At 43.3% G+C, this 22,402-nt stretch carries 20 protein-coding genes; all 20 read right to left on the bottom strand.

Translation table 11 applies throughout. From position 1 onward, the window contains the following. Nucleotides 1-26 precede the first annotated feature (26 nt). Nucleotides 27-950 (bottom strand): sigma-E processing peptidase SpoIIGA, encoded by a 924-nt coding sequence (gene spoIIGA, locus ACSVDE_RS05110; RefSeq protein WP_439299880.1) that lies wholly within the window; start codon nt 948-950, stop codon nt 27-29. Between the two features lie 399 nt (nt 951-1,349). Further along, the gene (gene ftsZ / locus ACSVDE_RS05105) at nt 1,350-2,507 is read right to left on the bottom strand and encodes a cell division protein FtsZ (RefSeq protein ID WP_439299879.1); all 1,158 of its coding nucleotides are present in this window, start codon (nt 2,505-2,507) and stop codon (nt 1,350-1,352) included. Between the two features lie 41 nt (nt 2,508-2,548). Beyond that, nucleotides 2,549-3,832 carry a cell division protein FtsA gene (ftsA, locus tag ACSVDE_RS05100; protein ID WP_439299878.1) on the bottom strand — a complete coding sequence of 428 codons (1,284 nt, stop codon included), beginning with the start codon at nt 3,830-3,832 and terminating at the stop codon, nt 2,549-2,551. A gap of 151 nt (nt 3,833-3,983) precedes the next feature. Then, nucleotides 3,984-4,349: a small basic family protein gene (locus ACSVDE_RS05095; protein WP_439299877.1), complete on the bottom strand. Its 366-nt coding sequence runs from the start codon at nt 4,347-4,349 to the stop codon at nt 3,984-3,986. Beyond that, entirely contained in the window at nt 4,350-5,051 is a 702-nt protein-coding gene (locus tag ACSVDE_RS05090) for a DUF881 domain-containing protein (protein ID WP_439299876.1), read from the bottom strand. It abuts the gene before it with no gap. An 8-nt stretch (nt 5,052-5,059) separates the two neighbouring features. Continuing rightward, entirely contained in the window at nt 5,060-5,755 is a 696-nt protein-coding gene (locus ACSVDE_RS05085) for a DUF881 domain-containing protein (RefSeq protein WP_439299875.1), read from the bottom strand. Further along, nucleotides 5,739-6,527 carry a cell division protein FtsQ/DivIB gene (locus tag ACSVDE_RS05080; RefSeq protein ID WP_439299874.1) on the bottom strand — a complete coding sequence of 263 codons (789 nt, stop codon included), beginning with the start codon at nt 6,525-6,527 and terminating at the stop codon, nt 5,739-5,741. Before ACSVDE_RS05080 ends, ACSVDE_RS05085 begins: the two co-directional genes overlap by 17 nt. A gap of 175 nt (nt 6,528-6,702) precedes the next feature. Next, a complete protein-coding gene (murB, locus tag ACSVDE_RS05075; protein WP_439299873.1) occupies nt 6,703-7,614 on the bottom strand; it encodes a UDP-N-acetylmuramate dehydrogenase in 912 nt (303 codons plus the stop codon). Nucleotides 7,615-7,822: 208 nt separating this feature from the next. Further along, nucleotides 7,823-8,923: a stage V sporulation protein E gene (spoVE, locus tag ACSVDE_RS05070; RefSeq protein ID WP_439299872.1), complete on the bottom strand. Its 1,101-nt coding sequence runs from the start codon at nt 8,921-8,923 to the stop codon at nt 7,823-7,825. 37 nt (nt 8,924-8,960) lie between these two features. Beyond that, the gene (gene murD, locus ACSVDE_RS05065; RefSeq protein ID WP_439299871.1) at nt 8,961-10,313 is read right to left on the bottom strand and encodes a UDP-N-acetylmuramoyl-L-alanine--D-glutamate ligase; all 1,353 of its coding nucleotides are present in this window, start codon (nt 10,311-10,313) and stop codon (nt 8,961-8,963) included. A 1-nt stretch (nt 10,314) separates the two neighbouring features. Further along, nucleotides 10,315-11,286, bottom strand: a complete 972-nt coding sequence (gene mraY, locus ACSVDE_RS05060) for a phospho-N-acetylmuramoyl-pentapeptide-transferase (RefSeq protein WP_439299870.1) — start codon at nt 11,284-11,286, stop codon at nt 10,315-10,317. 58 nt (nt 11,287-11,344) lie between these two features. Continuing rightward, the gene (locus ACSVDE_RS05055; RefSeq protein ID WP_439299869.1) at nt 11,345-12,817 is read right to left on the bottom strand and encodes a UDP-N-acetylmuramoyl-L-alanyl-D-glutamate--2,6-diaminopimelate ligase; all 1,473 of its coding nucleotides are present in this window, start codon (nt 12,815-12,817) and stop codon (nt 11,345-11,347) included. Nucleotides 12,818-12,976: 159 nt separating this feature from the next. Next, nucleotides 12,977-14,908 carry a stage V sporulation protein D gene (locus ACSVDE_RS05050; protein WP_439299868.1) on the bottom strand — a complete coding sequence of 644 codons (1,932 nt, stop codon included), beginning with the start codon at nt 14,906-14,908 and terminating at the stop codon, nt 12,977-12,979. Nucleotides 14,909-14,975: 67 nt separating this feature from the next. After that, entirely contained in the window at nt 14,976-17,195 is a 2,220-nt protein-coding gene (locus ACSVDE_RS05045; RefSeq protein ID WP_439299867.1) for a penicillin-binding transpeptidase domain-containing protein, read from the bottom strand. A 15-nt stretch (nt 17,196-17,210) separates the two neighbouring features. Further along, the gene (gene ftsL, locus ACSVDE_RS05040; protein WP_439299866.1) at nt 17,211-17,573 is read right to left on the bottom strand and encodes a cell division protein FtsL; all 363 of its coding nucleotides are present in this window, start codon (nt 17,571-17,573) and stop codon (nt 17,211-17,213) included. A 15-nt stretch (nt 17,574-17,588) separates the two neighbouring features. After that, nucleotides 17,589-18,518, bottom strand: a complete 930-nt coding sequence (rsmH, locus tag ACSVDE_RS05035) for a 16S rRNA (cytosine(1402)-N(4))-methyltransferase RsmH (protein WP_439299865.1) — start codon at nt 18,516-18,518, stop codon at nt 17,589-17,591. 42 nt (nt 18,519-18,560) lie between these two features. After that, the gene (gene mraZ, locus ACSVDE_RS05030) at nt 18,561-18,992 is read right to left on the bottom strand and encodes a division/cell wall cluster transcriptional repressor MraZ (RefSeq protein WP_439299864.1); all 432 of its coding nucleotides are present in this window, start codon (nt 18,990-18,992) and stop codon (nt 18,561-18,563) included. Nucleotides 18,993-19,287: 295 nt separating this feature from the next. After that, on the bottom strand, nt 19,288-20,907 hold the full coding sequence (bshC, locus tag ACSVDE_RS05025; protein ID WP_439299863.1) for a bacillithiol biosynthesis cysteine-adding enzyme BshC: 1,620 nt from the start codon (nt 20,905-20,907) through the stop codon (nt 19,288-19,290). Between the two features lie 83 nt (nt 20,908-20,990). After that, nucleotides 20,991-21,380: a DUF3397 domain-containing protein gene (locus ACSVDE_RS05020; RefSeq protein WP_439299862.1), complete on the bottom strand. Its 390-nt coding sequence runs from the start codon at nt 21,378-21,380 to the stop codon at nt 20,991-20,993. Further along, nucleotides 21,373-22,278: a 2-dehydropantoate 2-reductase gene (locus ACSVDE_RS05015; protein ID WP_439299861.1), complete on the bottom strand. Its 906-nt coding sequence runs from the start codon at nt 22,276-22,278 to the stop codon at nt 21,373-21,375. The genes ACSVDE_RS05020 and ACSVDE_RS05015 overlap by 8 nt, the downstream gene beginning before the upstream one ends. Nucleotides 22,279-22,402 lie beyond the last annotated feature (124 nt).

Raw genomic sequence — 22,402 nt, 5'->3', positions numbered from 1 at the left:
TCCTCCCTCGAAAATTTGGTTGAGTCTTAAGAGGCTGATGAGACGACCGTAGCGTGAGACAGCATTTTCGGATGGAGGATTGCCTGGTATTCCCCCTCTCCAGAAACATTTGTGAAGGTGAGACCTACGATGAAGTTTCTGGTCTCATATTTCACCCCATCTGCCCATATCGTCATTTGATCGGCTTTGATCCCCATTAGAAATTGATTGCTACTACCTACTGCGCGGTATGGAATGATGCGCATCCGGTCAATCCATGGATTCTCTTCATCGTCCATGTCTCCAAGCTGGTCTATGCTTTTTGCTTGTTGTACGACTGGGTCTGGCAACTCATTTTCGAACACAGTCAGATCTAGTATCATGACAGGTGTTTTCGTTATCGGGTCATGGAGTTGATTCCCACTGTCCAATAGACCCTGTCCTTTCAGGATTGTCGAGTCTATTTTCAACTCAAAATTCATAATTTGGTCATACCGCAGTTTCCGGACTTCAATATCCCCGACTCTACGTTTCGTGAAGTAAATCATGACAGGAACCATGAGTAGAACGAATAACCAACTGATTGGATCTCCCATACCGGTTGACTGGGTCATTAGAACGCCGTTCATGACCTGTGCTTCCGATTGAAGAAAATAATGTGCTCCTAATATCCCCCCTCCAGTTATGAATGTCGCAAAATAAAACATAAATAGGCCTTGTACAAAATAACGGAAACGCTTGAAACCGAATGTACACATAATGATAAAGACAGAATAAATGAATTTCACAATCGGATGGTAAACGAGACTGGAGTCTAAGAACAAAAACAGTACGTAAAGAGATCCTAAGAATGATCCCAGAATCAATCTTCCCATTTTCGTGTTTCTTTTTAAGATGATGGAAGTAAGCCATAACAACATGAAATCGATACAGAAATTCAGAAACCAAATGACATCCAAATATATCGTCATTGGTCGCTCCTTTCACAGCTTGAACTGTGAAATCAGTATAGCTTAAACCGCTTAAAATTGTCTGTCGGTTTATGAAGTGTACAACCCATTAATTTTGGAAGATTTATAGAGGTTTTGTCGGTGGTTTTTCGGGGTTTTGTACATGTTTCAGCTCATAAAATGATTTGCGAGACAACGGACTGGAATTCTTCCGCTTTTTAGAGGGAACAAATCGATGGATTTGGGAGACGAGACTGCTGTTTCTCGAAAATGTTCGTTTGTTTCCCGAAAAAAGGAATTCATCTCTCGATAAAAGCGGAACGTCTTGCCAATTAGTCACATCATACTACGTACACGAACTACCTCCCTTAACATGAAAAAGGACCGTCCCATAAGTGGGACAGGCCTTCATAATCGTTATTAACGGCGACGGTTACGGTTACGTAAGAACGCTGGGATGTCGAGCGTGTCGTTGATATCCGTCTGTGGTGACGAATTCGTAGAACGCTGACTTTCCTGACGTTGTGGTTGCTCTTCACGGCTCTTTTGAGGTGAAGGTTGTTGATTTTGGTTGTTCATCGTTTGCTTTGGACGTTGCGGTTGTTGTTGCTTCGCTTGATTTTGAACTTCATCAAAACCTGTCGCAATGACCGTCACAAGGATTTCGTCTTTCAAATCTTCGTTGATGACAGAACCGAAAATCATGTTTACATCTTCGTCAGAAGCAGAAGATACGATATCAGCAGCTTCGTTTACTTCATAAAGACTCAAGTTCGATCCACCAGTGATGTTCATCAATACGCCTTTCGCACCATCGATGGATGTTTCAAGCAATGGACTTGAGATCGCTTTTTTCGCTGCATCGGACGCACGGTTCTCACCAGCTGCAACCCCGATACCCATCAGTGCTGATCCTTTAGAAGTCATGATCGTCTTGACGTCTGCAAAGTCCAAGTTGATTAAACCTGGTACAGCGATCAAGTCGGAGATACCTTGTACACCTTGACGAAGTACGTTATCCGCTTCGCGGAACGCTTCGAGCATTGGCGTGTTTTTATCCACGATTTCCAATAGTCGGTCGTTTGGAATGACAATCAACGTATCTACTTTTTCCTTTAATGTTTCGATTCCGCCGACTGCATGAGTCGAACGCTTTCGGCCTTCGAACGTAAATGGACGTGTGACGACTCCTACTGTCAACGCACCGATCTCTTTTGCGATCTCTGCAATGACTGGAGCTGCACCTGTACCAGTTCCGCCACCCATTCCCGCAGTGACGAACACCATGTCTGCTCCTTCAAGAGCTTCTTCAATCTGCTCTTTACTTTCTTCAGCAGCTTTTTTACCGATATCCGGATTAGCACCTGCACCTAATCCTCTTGTAAGTTTCGAACCGATCTGCATTTTCGTCTCCGCTTTGGAAAGGTTCAATGCTTGTGCGTCCGTATTGACGGCAATGAATTCTACACCTTGTACATTATTTTCGATCATACGATTGACGGCATTACTACCTCCACCGCCGACACCGATTACTTTAATCTTTGCGAGGCCATCCATATTCATATCAAACTCTAGCATTTGCGATCCTCCTAATCATCTGGTTTTCTGATTTTGTGTGGTTATTCGAAGAAGGTTCCGAACCATTCTTTCATTCTATTCTTCACACCCGGCTTTTCTTTCTCTGAACGTTGTGGTTCTGTGTTACGTCGCTTTTTGACGGGCTGTTCTTCCATATGTTCTTCTGATATCGCGGCAGCAACTTCCTTTCCTTGAACTTTCACATTTTTGAAAGTGAACTGGATCAATCCTACTCCAGTCGTGTACTGCGCTTCACGGACTCCGATGTAATCCGGCATGGATATTCGGACATTCTGATCCAACACTTCACGTGCCAGTTCTAGGACACCCGGCATTGCAACGACCCCTCCAGTCAGGACAAAACCGCCTGGAAGTTCCTGATAACCATTACGATTCAATTCTTCTACAATCAAACCGAAAATTTCTTCCATTCTCGGTTCGATGATATGCGCTAATTCATATTGCGAGAATTGCTGCTCGTCAGAGGAACCAATTCGAGCAACCTCGAATGTTTCTTCATCTGAGGCATGGTCAATATAAGAATGCCCATGTTTTACCTTAACACGTTCTGCGTCTTCTGTGGTCGTTCTAAGTCCAATTGAAATATCTTTAGTAACAAAGTCTCCCCCGATTGGAAGAACCTTTGTGAATTGGATTGAACCTTGATCAAAAACGGTAAGAGTGGTTGAACCTGCACCCATGTCGACTAATGCGACACCAAGGTTGCGTTCGTCTTTATTCAGTGCGACTGTTCCTGCTGCTAAAGGTTGTAGACATATATCTGCAACTTCTAAGCCAGCTCGTTCTACACACCTTAGTACGTTATGTAAAATCGTTTTTGATCCTGTAATGAGTATGCCTTCCATTTCTAGTCTGACGCCAATCATGCCCCGAGGGTCATTGATTTCGGCTAACCCATCGACCACAAATTCTCTTGGGATGACGTCGATGATTTCCCTTTCAGGAGGTATGGACATTACTTGAGCAGCATCTATGACTCTTGTAATATCTTCATCTCGTATTTCACGATCCTCACTGGATACGGCAACAACTCCATGACAAGGTTGGAGTTGGACATGGTTTCCGGTAATTCCGACAATCACGGAATTGACTTTTATTCCTACCATTCTTTCAGCTTGTTCAACCGCTTTTCTTATTGAACGAACAGTTTCATCAATATCAACGATGGAACCTTTTTTGATTCCTTCTGATATTTCATTCCCTACTCCAATGACATTAAAGGACTCATCAGACATTTCTCCAATGATTACTTTAATATTGGATGTACCGATGTCTAAACTAATCATAACTTCGCTGCTGTTCATTCTGTGGCACCTCCCTCAAAATATCTACTTGCTCGATCCATTACGAGATCTGATAGGTTCCATTCCTATCCTAATGAATAAGCCGAAAATACTGGTTTAAAAGCGTATTTAAGGAATGTATTCAACACTAAGCAAGTATTCCCTTTATTTTTTATAAGTTTTTTCGCTCTGTGGCATCTAATTTTGTGTTTTTTGATAAAATCAAACGACGAATGACCGCAATGTTGTTAAAAAGCCTTACACCGAATGCAAAAATTGCAGCCAAATACAAGTCTACACCAAGATGGACACCTAGAAAAGCCAAACCTGCGGCAAGCAGGATATTGAAGAAAAATCCCGTTATGAAAACTTGATCATCGAACGTTTTTTGCAGCTGGGCGCGAATCCCACCAAATAATGTATCAAGAGCCGCTAAAACGGCGATCGACAAGTAACTCGTATACTCATCCGGAATTCTTATTTCTGACATGAACCCAAGAAGGAGGCCGATCAATAAACCTAATACAGGTAGCCACATTTAGGATTCCCCCTTCTCTTCCATATACTTGACACGAATTTGCTTGTCATATGCAGGAATTGTGACGTTATCCACCAATTCAGAAGACAACAGAAGGTTATCTCTAGCGAAATCGTCACCTGATTGAGAAGTGAGCATTTCGGTATGAAGTTTGTTTGAATCTTTTGAAAGGACTTTGATCCTGATCGGAAATGAGGATAACGGTTCGTCATTTACAAAGGTCTTGCCGTTCACTTCACGAATCGGGGTCGTATTGATGATTCGTTTTCCATCAATGGACATTTCTCCTGCACCATATGTATTCAGTTCATTGATCAGACGACGCAGTAATTCTGGATGGATGGTTTTCACATCTGATCCGGCTAAATTTTCGTCGTTTAATAATGGTTCGATGGTCAGAATGATTCCGTGACCGCTAACTTCTGTCAAGCCTGCATCTTTTTTCAGCTCTGATAAAGTTTTCTCCAACGCCCTTAATTGATTCGAAGTACTTTCTCCGGAATACTCATCAATCAGTTGTTCATTCTTATAGATCTCATTATAGAGTTCTTGTTGAACCTTCTTTTGTTGCTCGAGATCTTGTCTTAATTCCCATATGTCTCGTGTATCTCTTACAATCGGCTCTTGGGTCGTATGAAATTGAACAGCAACCATGAACCCTAAGATCAACGTTGTTATCGCAAAAATTACACTTCTCCGCATCGTTGCTGTCATCCTTCCCGATCGATGAATGGTGGAATCTCGATGCTAGATTCTTTTTTCATTGTAACCTCTACTCCATCATCTACTAATTGATCTGTCACATTACCTGATAGATTCAATGAACTCCACAAAATATCCGTATCTCCGATGGCAGTGATGACAAATGGAGCAGGATGTTTTACCCCATCGACATTCACGACAGGTCCAACGCAATTGATGAAACTCGTCTTGGAGATCCGCTGACCATTGATGGCAATGGTCTCAGCACCTGTAACATATAACTCATGTATGACTTTTCTGATGTGCTCTTCATGTACGATATAATCATTCGGGTTTTCGGTTTCTGGAATGTAAGAACTGTCTTCTAGTTCTACTTTGAGTCCAGGACCTTCTACACCGACTTCCCCGACAACTTTTCTCAGTTTTTTGACCTCTTCTACCATGTTGAAGGATCTTTTCTCTTGAGTAGCAATCTTTTCTTCCATGTCATTGACGACTGTTTGGGCATCTTCCAGTTCAGTCTGCAACTGTCTGTTTTCCCGTTGTAATGACAGTATCGAAGTCCTCAACTGGTCTTCCCTCTTCCACTGGTCATTGGTCGGACGCTTGTCCGCCTCGCTTGTGTATTGAAAGGAGTAGGAAATGATGAAGCCCGTAACCAGAAGAACCAACGAGTATATTGCATGTTTACCCCTGACTTTCATTCTCCGTTTCTTCCTTCCCTTCTCCTTGTTCATAAGGTTCGAACCTTGGTGACTCAGACATATAAATGATTCCTTCTTTCTGACCATCCAATTTCTCCACAATGGAAGGGTAGTATTGCATGTATGTAGCAAAATTGGAAATACGGGATTTTACTTCGTATCCATCGTTCATATAGAGTGTGATTTGCTGTTCATCCTTCTCAACTGGCGTATGATGAATTTCAGAGATTCGGATACGGATGCTTTCATCCAATTTATTCAACTCTTCTGCCATGCTCGGAATCCGTTCTTTGTCATTCCAACCGATCAGAATCGGCGCATTTGTTGGAACTGTATTTTCGGAGACTCTTGGAAGTGATTCCCCGTTTTGTAGTAGCGGATAATAGACGCCTTCTTTTTCAAGAAAAGCGACCTTTCCGAATTCAGTAACATTTATGATCACTTTGTTTGGAAATACTTTTTCAACCTTCACTGATTCCACTTGGACCAGTTTTCGGACATCTGATTCGATGGCAGCCGCATTGACTGACCAATAGTTCGTTTCCGTCGTAAGGTCGATGTTGGACATGATTTTTTCTTCGGTTATGACCTCGTTCCCTTTGATCGCAATCGTCCGCACATGACTGAGCGGCGATTGGAAATAAACTATGATAAGAATGAGCAAAAAGAAAAAGGAAACATAGAAGATCATTCTACGATTCGCTTTTTGTTTCCGTTGTTGCTTCAGTTTAGGAATACGGTCTTCGAGTGTCGTAACCTTTTTATTTTCCATAAGGTCTCCCCCAATAATCGAGGACTTTGAAAGAGTGAAAAAGGGTCTGACCTGCACCATCTCGTCAGACACCTTCAAACGTACATGTCCACTATGATCAAATACATCCATTTAGATGTATTATAGCATATTGAAATGGAACTTTAATCCAACTTTATGCATCATTCTCCATTTTTTATGAGTTTTCTCTTCCAATCATCTCTACTTCTGTTTCCATATCGATATCATGTTTCTCTTTTATCGTCTGTTTGACCAATTGAATCAGGTCGAGTACATCTTTTGCTTTGGCATCTCCGGTATTCACAATGAAGTTTGCGTGCATATCCGAGATTTGTGCACCACCGATTGAATGTCCCTTCAAACCAGAACTCTCGATTAATTGTCCTGCATAATTCGGTAACGGATTACGGAATACACTTCCACAGCATGGATGATTCCAAGGCTGGGTTTCTTTACGGTAATCTTTGTTCTTCTGCATGACTTCCGTGATGGATTCCCGGTCTCCTTGCTTCAGTTGAAGTACGGCCTCAAGACAGATGCCAGGCCTTTTTTGAAGGATGGAAGTACGATAGGAGAATTCCATTTCTTTGCAAGTAAGCCATTCCATCGTACCGTCTTCGAAAAGAATAAGTGCTTTCTTCAAAATTTGTGACATATCTGAACCGTGGGCTCCAGCATTCATGTAAACGGCTCCACCTACTGAACCTGGTATTCCACTTGCAAATTCAAGCCCAGCCATCCCTTTACGACTCATGATGGTAGACAGCTTGACGAGTGAATATCCTCCACCAACTGTAATTTCTTCACCATTTTCTTCGAGATGGTCCATCCCTTTACTTAATTTGATGACGACACCTTCAATGCCCTCATCCATGACAAGCAGATTCGAGCCACGACCGATGGCCGTCCAACGCAGACCACTATCTTTTACGATCTCGACCGTTTTTTTCAAGTCCTCGATCGAATTCGGTTCCACCAATATGTCGGCTGGTCCCCCGATCTTCATCGTTGTATGTTTAGCGAGCGGTTCGTCCTGAGAGACTTTCCCGACATTCGCATCTTCTAATTTTTTTATCAATTCATTCATTTCACAGACACCACCTTATACATCTCTATAATATGATATGCACTTTACATGTCCATAGCTAAACATGGCATTTTTCGTAAAATTGATCTCAACGTGCAACCGACCATATTATTCGTAAGCAAAAAAAGAAACTTGGCAGAAGCCAAGCTGTTTGGAGAACGTATTCTACCACTTTAAGTCTAATCCAATCCACACATAATGTCCACACTCAATACCTTGCGTATCGGCTTATATTCAATAGGACGCCAAGGGCCATGAGCATGAGTGTAAGAGAAGATCCTCCGTAACTCAAAAATGGAAGTGTGATACCTGTAACAGGCATGAGCCCGGTAACAACTCCAATGTTGATCATGACTTGTATGGCAATCATCCCGATAATACCGATTGATAAAAGGCTGCCGAACAAATCCGGTGCCCCGAGTGCAATCCGTATTCCTCTCCAGAGGAGCAATCCGAACAAAAGCAATACGAGTGATCCCCCGATAAAACCGAGCTCTTCAGAGAGAATGGCAAAAATGAAGTCCGTTTGCGGCTCAGGCAAATAACCGTATTTCTGGCGACTTTGTCCAAGACCAAGACCTAATAATCCACCAGGTCCGATCGCATATAAAGATTGGATGATCTGAAATCCACTACCGAGCGGATCACTCCATGGATCGAGGAACGATGTGATCCGTTTGATCCGATATGGTGCGGATATGATCAAGCCGACGAATCCGATTAGACCGATGAAGCCGAGTCCGACGAAATGACTGACTCGTGCACCTGCCACATAGATCATGACCACACACGTTCCGACGAGGACCGCTCCTGTCCCTAAATCCGGCTGGAGCATAATCATTCCGAACGCGAGCATGACGACACCAAGCGATGGCATCAATCCTTTTTTGAAGGAAGTGATCTTCTTCTGATTCGATGCTAGATAACGAGCCAGAAAGGCAATCATCGCCAATTTGGTGAATTCAGAAGGTTGGATCGAGAATGCACCGACACCAATCCAGCTCCTTGCTCCACCTCGGACCATTCCGATGCCAGGAATCAGCACAGCGATGAGAAGAACGAAACAGGCTAATAATAGAATTTTGGACCAATTCGACCAGTTCCAATAATCGACCTGCATGATCAAAAACATCGCAAAGATTCCGAGGCCGGCGAACAGCAATTGACGCTTGGCAAAGAAAAATGAATCATCGAATTTTATTTCCGCCCATTGAGCGCTTGCACTATAAACGGTGATGATACCGATGGCAAGCAATGTCATCGTCACAATCACTAATACGAAATCTGGTGTTTTCTTAGCCTTAGGCAATCAAGACACCTCGAATCTAAAGGTTTACACGTCCCTATTACCTAAGTTTATGCACCGCTTGGATAAACATGTCCCCTCTTTGTTCGAAAGAAGGATATTGATCCCAACTGGCACATGCAGGGGATAACAACACGACATCCCCAGATTCAGCGTAATGGTTTGCAACAGGAACGGCTTTTTCAACATTATCAACATGTTCAATCGCCTTTATTCCTGCTTCTTCCGCTACTCTGATCAATTTCGGAGCTGTTTCACCAAATGTAATCAATGCTTTGACGTTATCTAAATACGGTTTTAACTCATCAAATTCGTTTCCTCGATCCAAACCACCTGCAAGAAGTACCATCGGTTCATTGAATGCAGCGATGGCTTTTTGAGTCGCCAGAATGTTGGTCGCTTTTGAATCATTGTAAAAGCGTATACCATCGTGGGAAGCGACGAATTGCAACCGATGTTTGACTCCACTGAAGGTGCGTAGCACTTTGGTTATTTGAGCATTAGAAGCCCCTGCCAGTTTTGCTGCTGCTATGGATGCCAAAATGTTCTCGAGATTGTGCTCTCCAGGGAGAACGACATCCTCTACGGGTATGATGGCTTCCTGCTTGAACATAACATTCCCTTCGAGGAGATAAGCACCATCTTGCATGGTTCTTTTCGTACTGAATGGAATCTTTGTGCTCTTCACTTCTTTGACGAGTTGAACCACTTCTTCATCTTCAGCATTGTACACACAAAAGTCCTCAGATGTCTGATTCATGAATAGTCGAGCTTTCGCCTTTCCATATTCCTCACGCGTGCCATGATAATCGAGATGTGCATCGAACAGATTCAAAAGCACCCCGATGTTCGGTTTGAAAGAATCGATTCCCATTAATTGAAAGCTTGATAACTCAGCAATGATGATATCCTCGTCCGTTGTCTGATCGGCAACTTCACAGAGAACAGTTCCAATGTTCCCGGCAACGTGAGGTGTCTTTTTCCCATCTTCAAGCATTTCTCCCACAAGTGTCGTTGTAGTCGTTTTCCCATTGGAACCTGTTATACCAATCAATTCTGCATAGGTCAGATAGGAAGTCAACTCTACTTCGGTATAGATCGGTATCTTCCTTTCAAGTGCAGAATGGATCAACGGGTTTTTATATGGAATCCCTGGGTTCTTTACGATGAAGTCGATCTGCTCGTCCAACAGGCTGAGAGGGTGACCTCCGCAGTGCACCTCGATTCCTAGTCCTTGAAGCTCTTTCGCCTCTGGGTTCTCTTCCAGCGGCTTTTGATCGTTGACGATTACCCGCGCTCCGTGACTATGCAAAACTTTTGCAGCTGCTGATCCGCTTTTGGCAAGGCCAACCACTAACACGTTTTTCTTTTCCAATTCATGTTTCCGGTTCAATTTAGATCAACACCTCAATATAGATTCCGAGACTTGCGAGCAATAGTCCTACTGCCCAGAAAGTGACAACGATGCGCCATTCACTCCACCCGCTCAACTCGTAATGATGGTGAAGTGGACTCATCTTGAATACTCGTTTTCCTGTCGTTTTGAAGGAAACCACTTGAATCATGACCGATAAGGTCTCCATGACAAAGACTCCGCCGATCAAGACAAGGAGTAATTCAGTTTTTGTTAATATAGCGACTGCAGCAATTGCGCCACCGAGCGCTAACGATCCTGTATCTCCCATGAATACTTTCGCGGGATGTGCGTTGAATACGAGGAAGCCTAGCAAGGAACCTACGACTGCGAGACAGAATAATGCTACATCCAAGTCAAGCTTACTGGATGCGATGACCGCAAATGCACCGAATGCAATCGCAGCAGTTCCAGCGAGCAATCCATCCAGACCGTCTGTCAAGTTGACAGCATTTGAAGCACCGACGAGCATGACGATGATCAATACGAAATAAAACCATCCAAGCTCAATCGACCATTCCGTTCCGGGGATTGATAATGCGGTTGAAATGCCTGCTTGCCTCATCCCGAAATAAAAAATGATTGCAATGACAAGTTGCCCAAGCAGCTTCTGCTTGGATGTTAGACCTAGGTTCCGTTTCATGACGACTTTGATGAAATCATCAATGAATCCGATCACTCCGTAACCAAATGTCACGAATAACAAAATCATCGTTTCTGTTGTAAACAATCCGAAATACAATGCGATAAACAGAGTCGAAATCAATAATGAAACAATGATGACGATTCCACCCATTGTGGGTGTTCCAGATTTCTTTTGATGTGATTTGGGCCCTTCTTCACGTATGCTTTGGCCGAATTTTAGACGTTTCAAAAATGGAATGAATATCGGCGAAAGGACGACAGCTACAATAAATGAAGCCAGAAGGGTAACGATTAATGTGGTTTCCATTTGAACTAACCCCTCCCAGTAGATGATAAGTTGCTACATATTTGAATAACTTTCAACATTATACGTCAGACCGTTTCTTGATTGCTTGTCGTGCCACTTCGCGGTCATCAAAATCAATTGTCTGATCACCGATGATTTGATACGTTTCATGACCTTTTCCAGCAATCAGGATGACATCACCTTTTTTAGCGATATTCACAGCTGTTTCAATCGCTGCTTTCCGATCTATGATTGAGGTGTAGGAGCCTTTTTCAATGCCAGCTTCCATATCCTCTAAAATCTGCTCTGGCGCTTCTGTTCTTGGGTTATCGGACGTGAAAATCGCATGGTCTGAATAATTGACAGCTATTTGTGCCATTAACGGTCTCTTGGTGCGATCACGGTTTCCACCACAACCGACGATCACATGGACATCGCCTTCAGCAAACTCTTGGATCGTTGTCAGGACATTCTCCAGGCTATCTGGTGTATGGGCGTAATCGACGATCACCGGAAATGGTTGTCCTTCGTCAATTACTTCAAAACGTCCAGGTACACCCTCCAATTGTTCGACAGAAGTGATCATTTTTTGCTCATCAAGTCCTGCTGCAATTCCAGCTGTCATCGCTGCAAGGACATTATATACACTGAACTTGCCGACGAGCTTCATGGTGACATCGTATTCACTTGTTAAGGTTCTGATTTTGAATTGGGTACCCTTCCCAGAAATACGGATGTCTTTCGCCATGACATCACATTCATTTTCGATGCCATAGGTCATGATTTGAGCCGAGGTCATTCTTTTCAGCTGTTTAGAAGCATCATCATCAGCGTTCAAGATTGCGAGTTTTTGCTTCTTTCTATCATATGTATTACCTAGCTGAGAAAACAGAAGACCTTTCGCCTGTAAATATTTCTCCATCGTTTCATGATAGTCCAGGTGATCCTGAGAAAGGTTTGTGAATACAGCAATATCGTAATCACACCCACGGACACGCCCCATTTCCAGTGCATGAGAAGAAACTTCCATGAATGCACTATCGACTTTTTCATCAATCATCTTAGAAAAAGCTTTCTGAAGGAACGGTGCTTCGGGCGTCGTATTGGCGACCGGGTATTTTTGATTGTTGATCCGCATTTCAATCGTACCGATGACACCTGTCCGTTTGTTCTGGTCCTGAAACAGATGGTCCATGATATGCGTGACTGTCGTCTTACCGTTCGTACCGGTAACGCCAATCAATTGGAGATCATGTGTCGGTTGATCGTAGAAAAAATCCGACAGGACAGCCATCGCATGCCGACTATCCTTCACCAGAATGACTGGGACGGTCGTTTCAATCATTCGTTCAGCTAAGATCGCTGACGCGCCTTTCTGCACGACATCGTCAACATAGTCATGTCCGTCAAACTTTTCACCCTTGATACAGATGTACAAATTCCCTTTTTCCACTTTTCTCGAATCCATCTCGATACTGGTGATGGAAGGGTCATCTTCATTGAACAATTGATAGACCATCAAGTGGTCCAATAGTGATTTCAAGTTCTTCATAAAATTCATATCCATCCTTTTATTCAACATGATTCATTTAACATGCAAAAGAAAGTGTCGGACACTCTATCAACATTCTCGGTCTGGTACCATCCAGATGATGTTGAAAAGAAAGAATGTCAGACACTGTTCCGCTTAATGAATGCTATAGCTTACATTTTAATCTTCTGAAGCAGATTTGTCACCCATATATAGTCGAATCGTTGATCCGACAGCCAATTTGATACCAGGTTCTGGTGCCTGGTCGATAACCGTATCACCTTCGCCGACTGTTTCAATCTTCAGCTCGTAAAATGCCTTATGGATATCTTGCCTTGATTTCCCTTTTAAATCCGGAATTTCGATTAAAGGTTGATCCAGCCATGTCAATTCCTTTTCAATCTGATTCTTTCGTTTCGGAACATTCATCGCTGCCAAACTGTCTTCAATGATATTCCCGACGATTGGAGCGGCTACGATCCCCCCGAATTGCAGTGTCCCTTTCGGGTTATCCACGGCAATATAGACGACGATTTGTGGATCATCCGCAGGTGCAAAACCGATGAATGACACGATGTGATTGTCTTTCAAATATTGTCCGTTCACAGCCTTCTGTGCAGTACCCGTCTTACCTCCGACCCGGTACCCATCAACGAACGCCCCTTTACCCGTTCCTTGAGCGACAACACTTTCGAGCGCTTCCCTAACTTGCTTGGAAGTTTCTTCAGATATGACTCTGCGTTTCATCTGTGGAGTTGTTTGTTCCACAGTCTTCCCCGTATCTGGATCGAGCCATTCTTTGGCTACGTATGGTGTGTAAAGGTATCCTCCGTTCACAGCTGCTGCAACTGCAGATACTTGCTGGATCGGTGTCACCGAGACCCCTTGCCCAAAAGCAGTCGTAGCCAGTTCCAATGGGCCGACTTTATCCAAATTGAAGAGAATTCCTGTACTCTCCCCTTGAAGATCAATTCCTGTTTTTGTCCCGAAACCGAAGTCTTTAATATAAGAGAACAACTTTTCTTTCCCTAACCTCTGACCCAAGACAACGAACCCTGGGTTACATGAGTTTTGCACGACTTCTAGATACGTTTCACTTCCATGACCGCCTTTCTTCCAGCAACGCAGCTTTCGTCCAGCCACTTCAATCGAGCCTGGGTCGTGGATGCGATCATTTTGCAGGTCCACTTTACCTTCCTCTAACGCTGCAGCCAGTGTGATGATCTTGAACGTCGATCCTGGCTCGTACGTGCTCCATACCGGCTTATTACGGTTATAAATCTCTTGAGGGACTTCCCGGAAGTTTTCCGGGTTGTAATCCGGCCTGCTCGCCATACCGAGAATTTCACCTGAATTCGGATCCATCGCAATTGCGACGACCCCGTCCGGATTATACGTTGCTTCCGCAATATCGAGCTCCCTTTCGATGATGGATTGGACGTTTGAATCGATCGTCAGTTTCAAGTCCATACCATCTGTAGGGGGTTTGTATTCATCAGATAATGAAGGCATACGGTTCCCTCGTACATCAGTGTAAAAAGAAACATATCCTTTGTCGCCTTTCAAATAGTCATCGTATTGAAGTTCCAGTCCTGTCAGCCCTTGATTATCGATTCCGACAAACCCGAGTACATGAGAGAGATAGCTTCCATTCGGGTAGTGCCTTTTACTGTCTTCTCCGATAAACACACCCGGTAGATCGAACCCTCTGATCTCATTCGCTTTTTCATTGCTGATCTTCTTTCCACCTTTGATCTTAACGATCGATTCTCTCTTCGTAATCGTCTTATAAACATCCGTTTCACTCAGGTTCAGTGCAGCCGCTAATTTTCTGGCGGTTTCAGAAGGATCCTTCACCTGTTTCGGTACGACAAATACCGTCGGAGCACTGACATTCATTGCAATCGGAACACCATTCCGATCAAGGATCTCTCCTCGCTTCGGTTCAAAAGGGACATTACGGCTCCAGGAATCAAGCGCCAATCCGGTCAACCAATCCCCTTTCACAAACTGAACATAGGCTAAACGACCCGTAATAATCAATAAAAATAAGAGACCAGCTACAAAAACAAAAATAAGCCGTCTCCGCACAGTCACATTTGAAACGCGCAATAGTCCAACCTCCTCGGCAGATAAGCTCGTTCCAATTATATGCTTGTACAGAAACGACTAGAACTTGTCAGTTGTTCTTCTCTTTCTTGTCTTCTTCTTTCTTCTCTTTTTCTTTTGACGCTTCTTCTAGCATCTTTTTCAGTTCTTGTGGAGACTTAAGCTCGACCACGAGCGGTGAGTTCTCCTTCACGGCAGATCCTTTCGCTATACTTTGTAAAGCTGCAAATCCGCTCCCTGTGAACTCAGGTGTCTTCAAATCCAAAGCCTTCGCAAGTCTGAGCACTTCAGAACGTGACATACCAGTCAAATCCGGCATCGTCACCTTCCCATCCGTTTTCAAAAAGACCGTTTCCCCTTTTAAAAGGTTTGTGCCCGCAAAAGGAGCTTGGTTGACGATCGTATCTCCTTCTCCGAAAACCTGAACTTGAAGCCCTTGTTCTTCCAGCTTCTTTTTCATCTCAATGGATGATTCGCCAGTAAGATCATCGAGCCCGATCCCATTACCAGATGACCCTTGGACTTCTACTGAACTCTCATCTGGAGTGATGTTCAAATACTGCAAGCTGCTCTTCATGACCGGGTTGAATACTTTAGATACTGGGACTGATCCGGATTCATATTTTGCATCGTCTAGGTCGGGACGATCTATAGCTACATATACAATCAAACGAGGATCATCTTTCGGTGCCATCCCTAAGAAAGAGAACAGGTAGTTGTCCCACCCCGACATAAGTTTTCCATTTTCGTATAGCTGTGCAGTTCCTGTTTTTCCTGCAACATCGTAACCTTCAAGCTCATAGTTTTTACCTGTCCCGTCGGTTACTACCGTCCGTAAAATTTCTCGGACTTTTTTTGCCGTTTCAGAGGAAATCGGTGTACCGACAGTTTTCGGTTCAGCATCTTGGATTGTTTTCTTGGAATTCGGGTCTACCATTTTATCAATGACATAAGGCTTCATCATATTACCGCCATTAGCGATTGCGGTTGCTGCTTGTATTTGTTGTATTGGTGTAATGGCGCTACCTTGTCCAAATGCAGTGGCCAACCGATCTATTTCACTATAATCTTGAATGACGGAATTACCCTCACCAGGGATGTTAATTCCTGTTTTCTCATCAAATTCCCAACGATTATTAATATACTCATACAACTTATCAAAACCAAGTTGTTCGTTTGCAATTTTTGCAAAAGCTACGTTTGAGGATTTACGGACACCCTCATCATACGAGATGGTCCCCCATCCTTTTCTGCCATTGTGATCTCCTACACTACTATACTTTGTCTTGTAGACTCCTGATTTGTATTCATCATTTCCTTTGTATACCCCTTCTTCAATCGCTGCCGCCAGGGTGAAGATCTTCATCGTCGATCCTGGCTCAAATGCAGAACTGATGGCGAAATTCGTATAGTTGGTGATGTCGCGGATGTTCGGATTGAAGCTCGGGCGGTTCGACATCGCCAAGATCTGTCCTGTCTTCGGATCGGCGACTATCCCGATCATACGTTCCGGACTATATTCCTCATCTACGTTGTTCATCGCTTTTTCCAGGAATAGTTGAATCTTCTCATCAATCGTCAAGTAGACACTCGCTCCATGTTTCGGTTCTTTAATCACTTCATTCGGGTCAGGGAGCTTATACCCAGCGCTGTCACTTTGATACTTCAGCATCCCGTCTTCTTCTTGCAAGTATTTGTCTAATGCCTTTTCAAGACCCATCGCACCAGTACGTGTCCCGTCATCATTGTTCGCTGCAAAGCCAATGATATGGGATGCAAAATCCTGGTTAGGATAATACCGCTTCGTTTTTCGGTTAAATTCAATACCTTGGACGCCAAGCGCTTTGACCTCTTCCATTTTAGAATGGCTGATTTTGTCTCCACCAGGGCCTAGCTCAACCTGGAACGCTTCTCTCTCGATTCCACTTTCCAATAAATCTCTGATTCTTGCTTCTGACATATCGAGAACAGGAGCCAGTTTGGATGCGGCTTTCGAAGGATCTTCAATATGATTTGCGTAGTCTTGATTCAGAATGGCGATAACCGTATAAGAAGGGATGTCTTCTGCAATCGGTTCTCCGTTCCGGTCATAGATCGTTCCTCGATTTGCATCGAGTTTATTAGACCGAGTCCACTTCTCCTCTGCCCATTGTTCCAAATCGACACCTTCCGCTTTACCTGTCCAACCTAAGTAGAAATACCTGCCAATCAATAAGAAAAAGAGCAGGACAAATATCAAAGATAAAATCACTGCTCCTTTGTTGATATTAGAACTCTTCTTTTCAATCATCCGAACCACACCTAATTAATTATTGACTACTTTTATATTTTTATCGTCAAATTTCATGCCAAGTTTATCTTCAGCATAATTCATAATTCGGAGAGGCTCGCTCAATTCTGCCTTTTGTAGCTCAAGATCGTTCACTTTTTTATTATGCTGATCGATTTTTTGCTCCATCACCTGAATGTCTTTGTTCACGGTGTAGATTTCAGCATAATTTGAAATTACGAAGATCGAAGCGGCAATCAGCATGAGACCAGCGATTGACCATAATACCTTTTCACCTTTCGTAATACGTGAGAGCTTGCGTTTGACGACTTGTGGTTTCGGCTGTGGATTTTGAACATGATTCGTATTTCTCTGTACTTGATGGGCTAGATTACTCATACCCCTCTCCCCTTTCTAGCGTTTTTCTGCGATTCTGAGCTTCGATGAACGAGCTCTTCTATTTTTATCTGTTTCCCCAGTGTCTGGTGTAATCGGTTTACGAGTGACAAGATCCATATTCGGTTGGTATTCGTCCGGGATGACCGGCAAGCCTTGCGGCAAATCCGGTGTGCTGCTTTCTTCCTTCAAGATCTTTTTGCATAACCGATCTTCAAGGGAGTGGAAGGTGATCACGCAAATTCTTCCACCTGCATTCAGCATTTCAATCCCGTCTCGTAAAGCCTCTTCGAAAGCATCGATTTCATCATTCACTGCAATCCGGATCGCCTGAAAGGTTCTCTTAGCCGGGTGGCCGCCTTTTCTACGCGCCCTTGCTGGGATAGCTTCCTTAATGAGATCGACCAATTCACCAGTCGTTTCAATGGCTTTTCGCTCTCTGTACGATTCGATTTTCCTCGCGATCGATTTCGCGAATTTTTCTTCTCCATATTTGAAAAGAATCGAGACAATTTGTTCATAGGACCATTCATTCACTACATGATAGGCAGAAAGTTCGCTCGTCTGATCCATTCTCATATCCAATGGGGCATCCTGATGGTAGCTGAAACCTCGTTCTGCTTCGTCCAATTGTGGAGAAGAAACACCAAGGTCAAACAAAATCCCGTCAACACCACTAATCCCTATTTCCATGAGCTCTTGTTTCAGATGTCTGAAATTCGACTTGATGATCGTGAATTTCCCTTCATACTGTGCCAATCTCTGTTTTGCATTTTCAATTGCGTGAATGTCTTGATCGAAAGCATATACATGTCCTGTGGTGAGTCTTTTGACGATTTCTTCTGTATGACCCGCTCCACCAAGCGTACAATCCACATATATGCCGTCTTCTTTGATGTTCAGTCCTTCAATTGCTTCTTCTTTCAATACTGTTTCGTGCTCAAACATACGGTTCCCTCAATTTCTACATGTCCACAAAGTCCGGCTGCACTACAGGTCGAAATCCATAAGACTTTCAGCAATCTCACCAAATGAGTCTTCTGATTGGGAGAAGTATTCTTCCCAGATCTGCTTGTTCCAGATCTCGATTCGATTACTTACCCCGATGACGACACAGTCCTTTTCCAACTTTGCATATTGTCGTAGTGTCGATGCGATGTTCACACGACCTTGTTTATCGAGCTGACATTCAGCAGCTCCTGAGAAAAAGAATCGTGTAAAAGCTCTAGCATCTTTTTTTGTAAATGGGAGTGCTTTCAACTTTTCTTCAAGCTGTTTCCATTCATCAAGAGGGTATCCAAAAATACATTGGTCTAGTCCTCTTGTAAGTACGAAAGTGGATCCCAGTTCGTCACGGAATTTTGAGGGGACGATCATTCTTCCCTTATCGTCGATGGTATGTAAATGCTCTCCCATGAACATAGACGGATCCCCCTCCCCACTTTCATCCCTAAGTCTACCACAACTCCCCACTTTGCACCACTTGTTTTAGTATTCGTTTGAACAAAAAAAAATCCTGCTGTTGTAAGCAGGATTTTTCAAAGTTTTTATCGTCTATAAACTACACGATTGGCAGTCTTTTTCCGACAGTAAATCGGTTATTCAGTTAAGAACTTCCACCTTGGAATACGTATGCTGTAGACGACCGTAGAATGATCCTATCCAGTTCAAGTACAAGTGCATATTTTGTATGCGTCCGATCATGAATCATGGTGAATTATACGTACACCGCTTTCGGATTTCCATTCCATTCATATTGTCCGCTCATGAGCGTATCGATCAAGCCCATTCCACAATGATTAATATAATAGAAGACATTAAGCACCCGTTCTTGAGGTTGTCCGTGTGGTGAGATGTGGGTGAATAGATAATCGTATTTCCGCATTTCAATTTCGTGGCGTTGATAAATCGAATGCTCCATTTTTTGTTTCAAATACGAGATTTGTCCCTCTATGATTTCCCAATTTTTCTCCACTATAGGCTGTAACCCCTTATCCAGGTCGACTGCTATCTCTTCCAAACGCTCATGTTCCTTTTTCAAGTGGTGGAGGGAAGTGGTGAATTCTTCGTCAAGATCGTAATCGGTATGCTCCTTCAACCATTCTTCCTTTACAGAAGAGACATCGGACTGCTGAATCATCTCCAAAGATAACCCGGTATCGTCCATCAATTTTTTTGTCGTCCGATCGATGACAGAGATCGATAGACGAGGAATAATTGGAGGCATCTGGATGTCATAGGTATGGAATGTCTTCCTTAACATGCTCCAATAACTGATTTCCCCAGGACCCGCTACAAACGCCAGTGTTGGCAAGAGTAGATCCTGCATCAATGGTCGAGTGACAACGTTGTTACTGAAGCGCTCAGGTGTCTGCTTCGCGATTTCTCGCATTTCTTCTATAGTATATAAGCATTCATTATGCTTACCTCTGAATTGACCATCTTCTCGGATGAGCAGTACACGTGTATCTCCCTCATCGATGAATAGGTGGGAATTCGCTTCCTCTGATTCAATGATGGTAGAGTATCCTAACTCAGAAACCTCTTCCATACCTTCTTGAAAAGCATGATCGGTTTCACGGTTCTGCTTAATCATCTCAAGAAAATAGGGCGTTTCGATCTTTCGAATTTCCGGATGATTTGAATCAAGCATAACGATTCCATAATCCTTGAAAAGAGTTAGCATCAGATACGAAAAGAAGTCTGTCATGGAACTTGTATGTTCAATCACTGCTTCCATCATAGACTTTAATTCATTCGTATGTTCTTTTTCACCGAACGATCGGATCACTTCATCTATCCATCGATGCATTTGTTCTTTTTGCAACTGAATATAGGAAACGGACCTTTTCCCTTCACTTAAAGAAAGCTTCTTCTTACGGACCATGCTCTGTTCGGGTACATGGATATGATTCACTTCATCGAAATCATGGTCTTCACCTGCGACCCAGAAGACAGGGACAACAGGGGTTCCAAGTTGCTTTTCTTTCTCTTTTGCAAACAGGATCGCTGACATACATTTATGTATCGTGTAGAGTGGTCCAGTCAGAAGACCCGCCTGCTGCCCTGTCACGACGACTGTTGTCTCCGGGTCCTTGATTCTTTCAATATTCGAATACGTATGCTCGGAAGCTGGTAACTTCCGATGGTAATCCATCAAGTGTCCATAGACCGCTTCTCTTGGAAAATGACGTTCCTTCAACTCTTTCCACCGGTCGATGTATGATTGCTCTGAAGTAGGATCGTAATCAAATAGACCAAGCACATTCGCATCGCCAGAAAGGTAAGCGGAGTATAGATCGTTTTTATGTTGGTAGGGTATATCTAGTACATTCATTATGCTCTTCCTTTCTACATTCACACCGTCACGTTGCGATTATGAGTATAGCAAATCCCATGGTCTACCATAAACAAATTTGCTTACCATCCTATATTGATGACCCGAATGATCAGACCATACAGACATAAGAACAAATAACCGGTTGAAAATAATAAGAAGTTGAATCGCCACGAGGTTTTAATGATTTGATAGATCCCAACGTCCTTATCTTGTTTCCAAAATACGAATGTAATACCGATGACGACCAATAACAACACAACCATGATCGGCCAAATGAAGGACAGACTCCATATCGTATACATGATGACAAGCACGGATAAGATCAGGAAAAACGTCGTCACATCTGTTGCCAACAAGAAGGATCTCTTTTTCTTCTTCGTCAATCTTTTGGTGATCCAGTACACTGCTATCCAAGCAAGAATCGGCACTGTCACGAAAGTAGCTAATGAACCAAGTAAAACGTCAACCATCGTTTCCCCTTCTTCCCTTTTCCATCCCCTTTATCGCACGATAGACGAATTCCTGATTGGGAATCTTCAGATTACTGTTCTCTGCTAGACGTACTAAGTACCCATTAATTGCCTCGATTTCTGTTTTCCGTCCTTGTTCGATATCCCTGAGCATGGAAGATTTATTTAATGAAGTATTCTTGCAAACCGCCATCAAATCCTCCCACGCTTCCTTTTCCGCCAGCTGAAGAACTCGACATGCTTCGCGGCTTAAACTGCTCATCAGTTTGATCCACTCAGGATGATCTTGCAATTCTCCATTCCTTACCTTTAATAATCCCGTCAAAGGGTTGATGACCGAATTGATATGCAGCTTACGGCTAAGCATTTCATACCAATCTGATTGTAGGATGAATGGAAATGCATCAGAAGAGAGCTTATTCCAGTTGATACCTGAGTGACCATCCAGATAAGGTGCCACTTTTGTACGGCCGATCCCGGTATGTTGGATCACACCATCTGATTGTCTCAACGCACCATGCTCTACGATTCCGAGAAAGAGGGAATGACTTTTCAATTCTGGTATCAAATGTATATGTTTCATGCCATTTTGCACAAACAGGATTGCTTTCGTCCGCTCAAACCTCTCTGAAATGAACTTCATGATGGATTCTAATTGGTACGACTTCACCGCTATGATGAGAAGGTCCTTTTCAACCAAGGCGTCTTCATCAATCAGACTTACTCCAGGACGGGTTGAATACTCTCCTTCTCCTACCTTCAATAGCAGTCCGTTTTCTTTAATCGTTTTTACTTGCTCTTCCCTACGGACGAACAATTCCACCTCGTGCCCCATTTTCGTCAAATGGGCGGTATACAATAATCCGACCGATCCCCCACCGATGACCGCTACCTTCATCCGAACCCCTACTTTCTACTCATTCTTTTTCCATATTAGCACAGCAATCCATCCTAAACACTCCGCTTTTCCTGATCGAGATCATCTTTTATGTAAAAAAGATCAACCCGAACATAGGTCGGAT

Origin of the sequence: Pseudalkalibacillus sp. Hm43 (genome assembly GCF_051842935.1) — a bacterium.
Taxonomy (GTDB): domain Bacteria; phylum Bacillota; class Bacilli; order Bacillales; family Fictibacillaceae; genus Pseudalkalibacillus.
The sequence above is the reverse complement of the archived record's forward strand: the minus strand, read 5'-3'. Positions and strand labels throughout refer to the sequence as shown.

Bases quoted from the DNA above. Each gene is read 5' to 3' on its own strand.
- spoIIGA (WP_439299880.1), bottom strand. From the start codon at position 950: ATGACGATATATTTGGATGTCATTTGGTTTCTGAATTTCTGTATCGAT.
- ftsZ (WP_439299879.1), bottom strand. From the start codon at position 2,507: ATGCTAGAGTTTGATATGAATATGGATGGCCTCGCAAAGATTAAAGTA.
- ftsA (WP_439299878.1), bottom strand. From the start codon at position 3,832: ATGAACAGCAGCGAAGTTATGATTAGTTTAGACATCGGTACATCCAAT.
- ACSVDE_RS05095 (WP_439299877.1), bottom strand. From the start codon at position 4,349: ATGTGGCTACCTGTATTAGGTTTATTGATCGGCCTCCTTCTTGGGTTC.
- ACSVDE_RS05090 (WP_439299876.1), bottom strand. From the start codon at position 5,051: ATGCGGAGAAGTGTAATTTTTGCGATAACAACGTTGATCTTAGGGTTC.
- ACSVDE_RS05085 (WP_439299875.1), bottom strand. From the start codon at position 5,755: ATGAAAGTCAGGGGTAAACATGCAATATACTCGTTGGTTCTTCTGGTT.
- ACSVDE_RS05080 (WP_439299874.1), bottom strand. From the start codon at position 6,527: ATGGAAAATAAAAAGGTTACGACACTCGAAGACCGTATTCCTAAACTG.
- murB (WP_439299873.1), bottom strand. From the start codon at position 7,614: ATGAATGAATTGATAAAAAAATTAGAAGATGCGAATGTCGGGAAAGTC.
- mraY (WP_439299870.1), bottom strand. From the start codon at position 11,286: ATGGAAACCACATTAATCGTTACCCTTCTGGCTTCATTTATTGTAGCT.
- ACSVDE_RS05055 (WP_439299869.1), bottom strand. From the start codon at position 12,817: ATGAAGAACTTGAAATCACTATTGGACCACTTGATGGTCTATCAATTG.
- ACSVDE_RS05045 (WP_439299867.1), bottom strand. From the start codon at position 17,195: ATGATTGAAAAGAAGAGTTCTAATATCAACAAAGGAGCAGTGATTTTA.
- ftsL (WP_439299866.1), bottom strand. From the start codon at position 17,573: ATGAGTAATCTAGCCCATCAAGTACAGAGAAATACGAATCATGTTCAA.
- rsmH (WP_439299865.1), bottom strand. From the start codon at position 18,518: ATGTTTGAGCACGAAACAGTATTGAAAGAAGAAGCAATTGAAGGACTG.
- mraZ (WP_439299864.1), bottom strand. From the start codon at position 18,992: ATGTTCATGGGAGAGCATTTACATACCATCGACGATAAGGGAAGAATG.
- bshC (WP_439299863.1), bottom strand. From the start codon at position 20,907: ATGAATGTACTAGATATACCCTACCAACATAAAAACGATCTATACTCC.
- ACSVDE_RS05020 (WP_439299862.1), bottom strand. From the start codon at position 21,380: ATGGTTGACGTTTTACTTGGTTCATTAGCTACTTTCGTGACAGTGCCG.
- ACSVDE_RS05015 (WP_439299861.1), bottom strand. From the start codon at position 22,278: ATGAAGGTAGCGGTCATCGGTGGGGGATCGGTCGGATTATTGTATACC.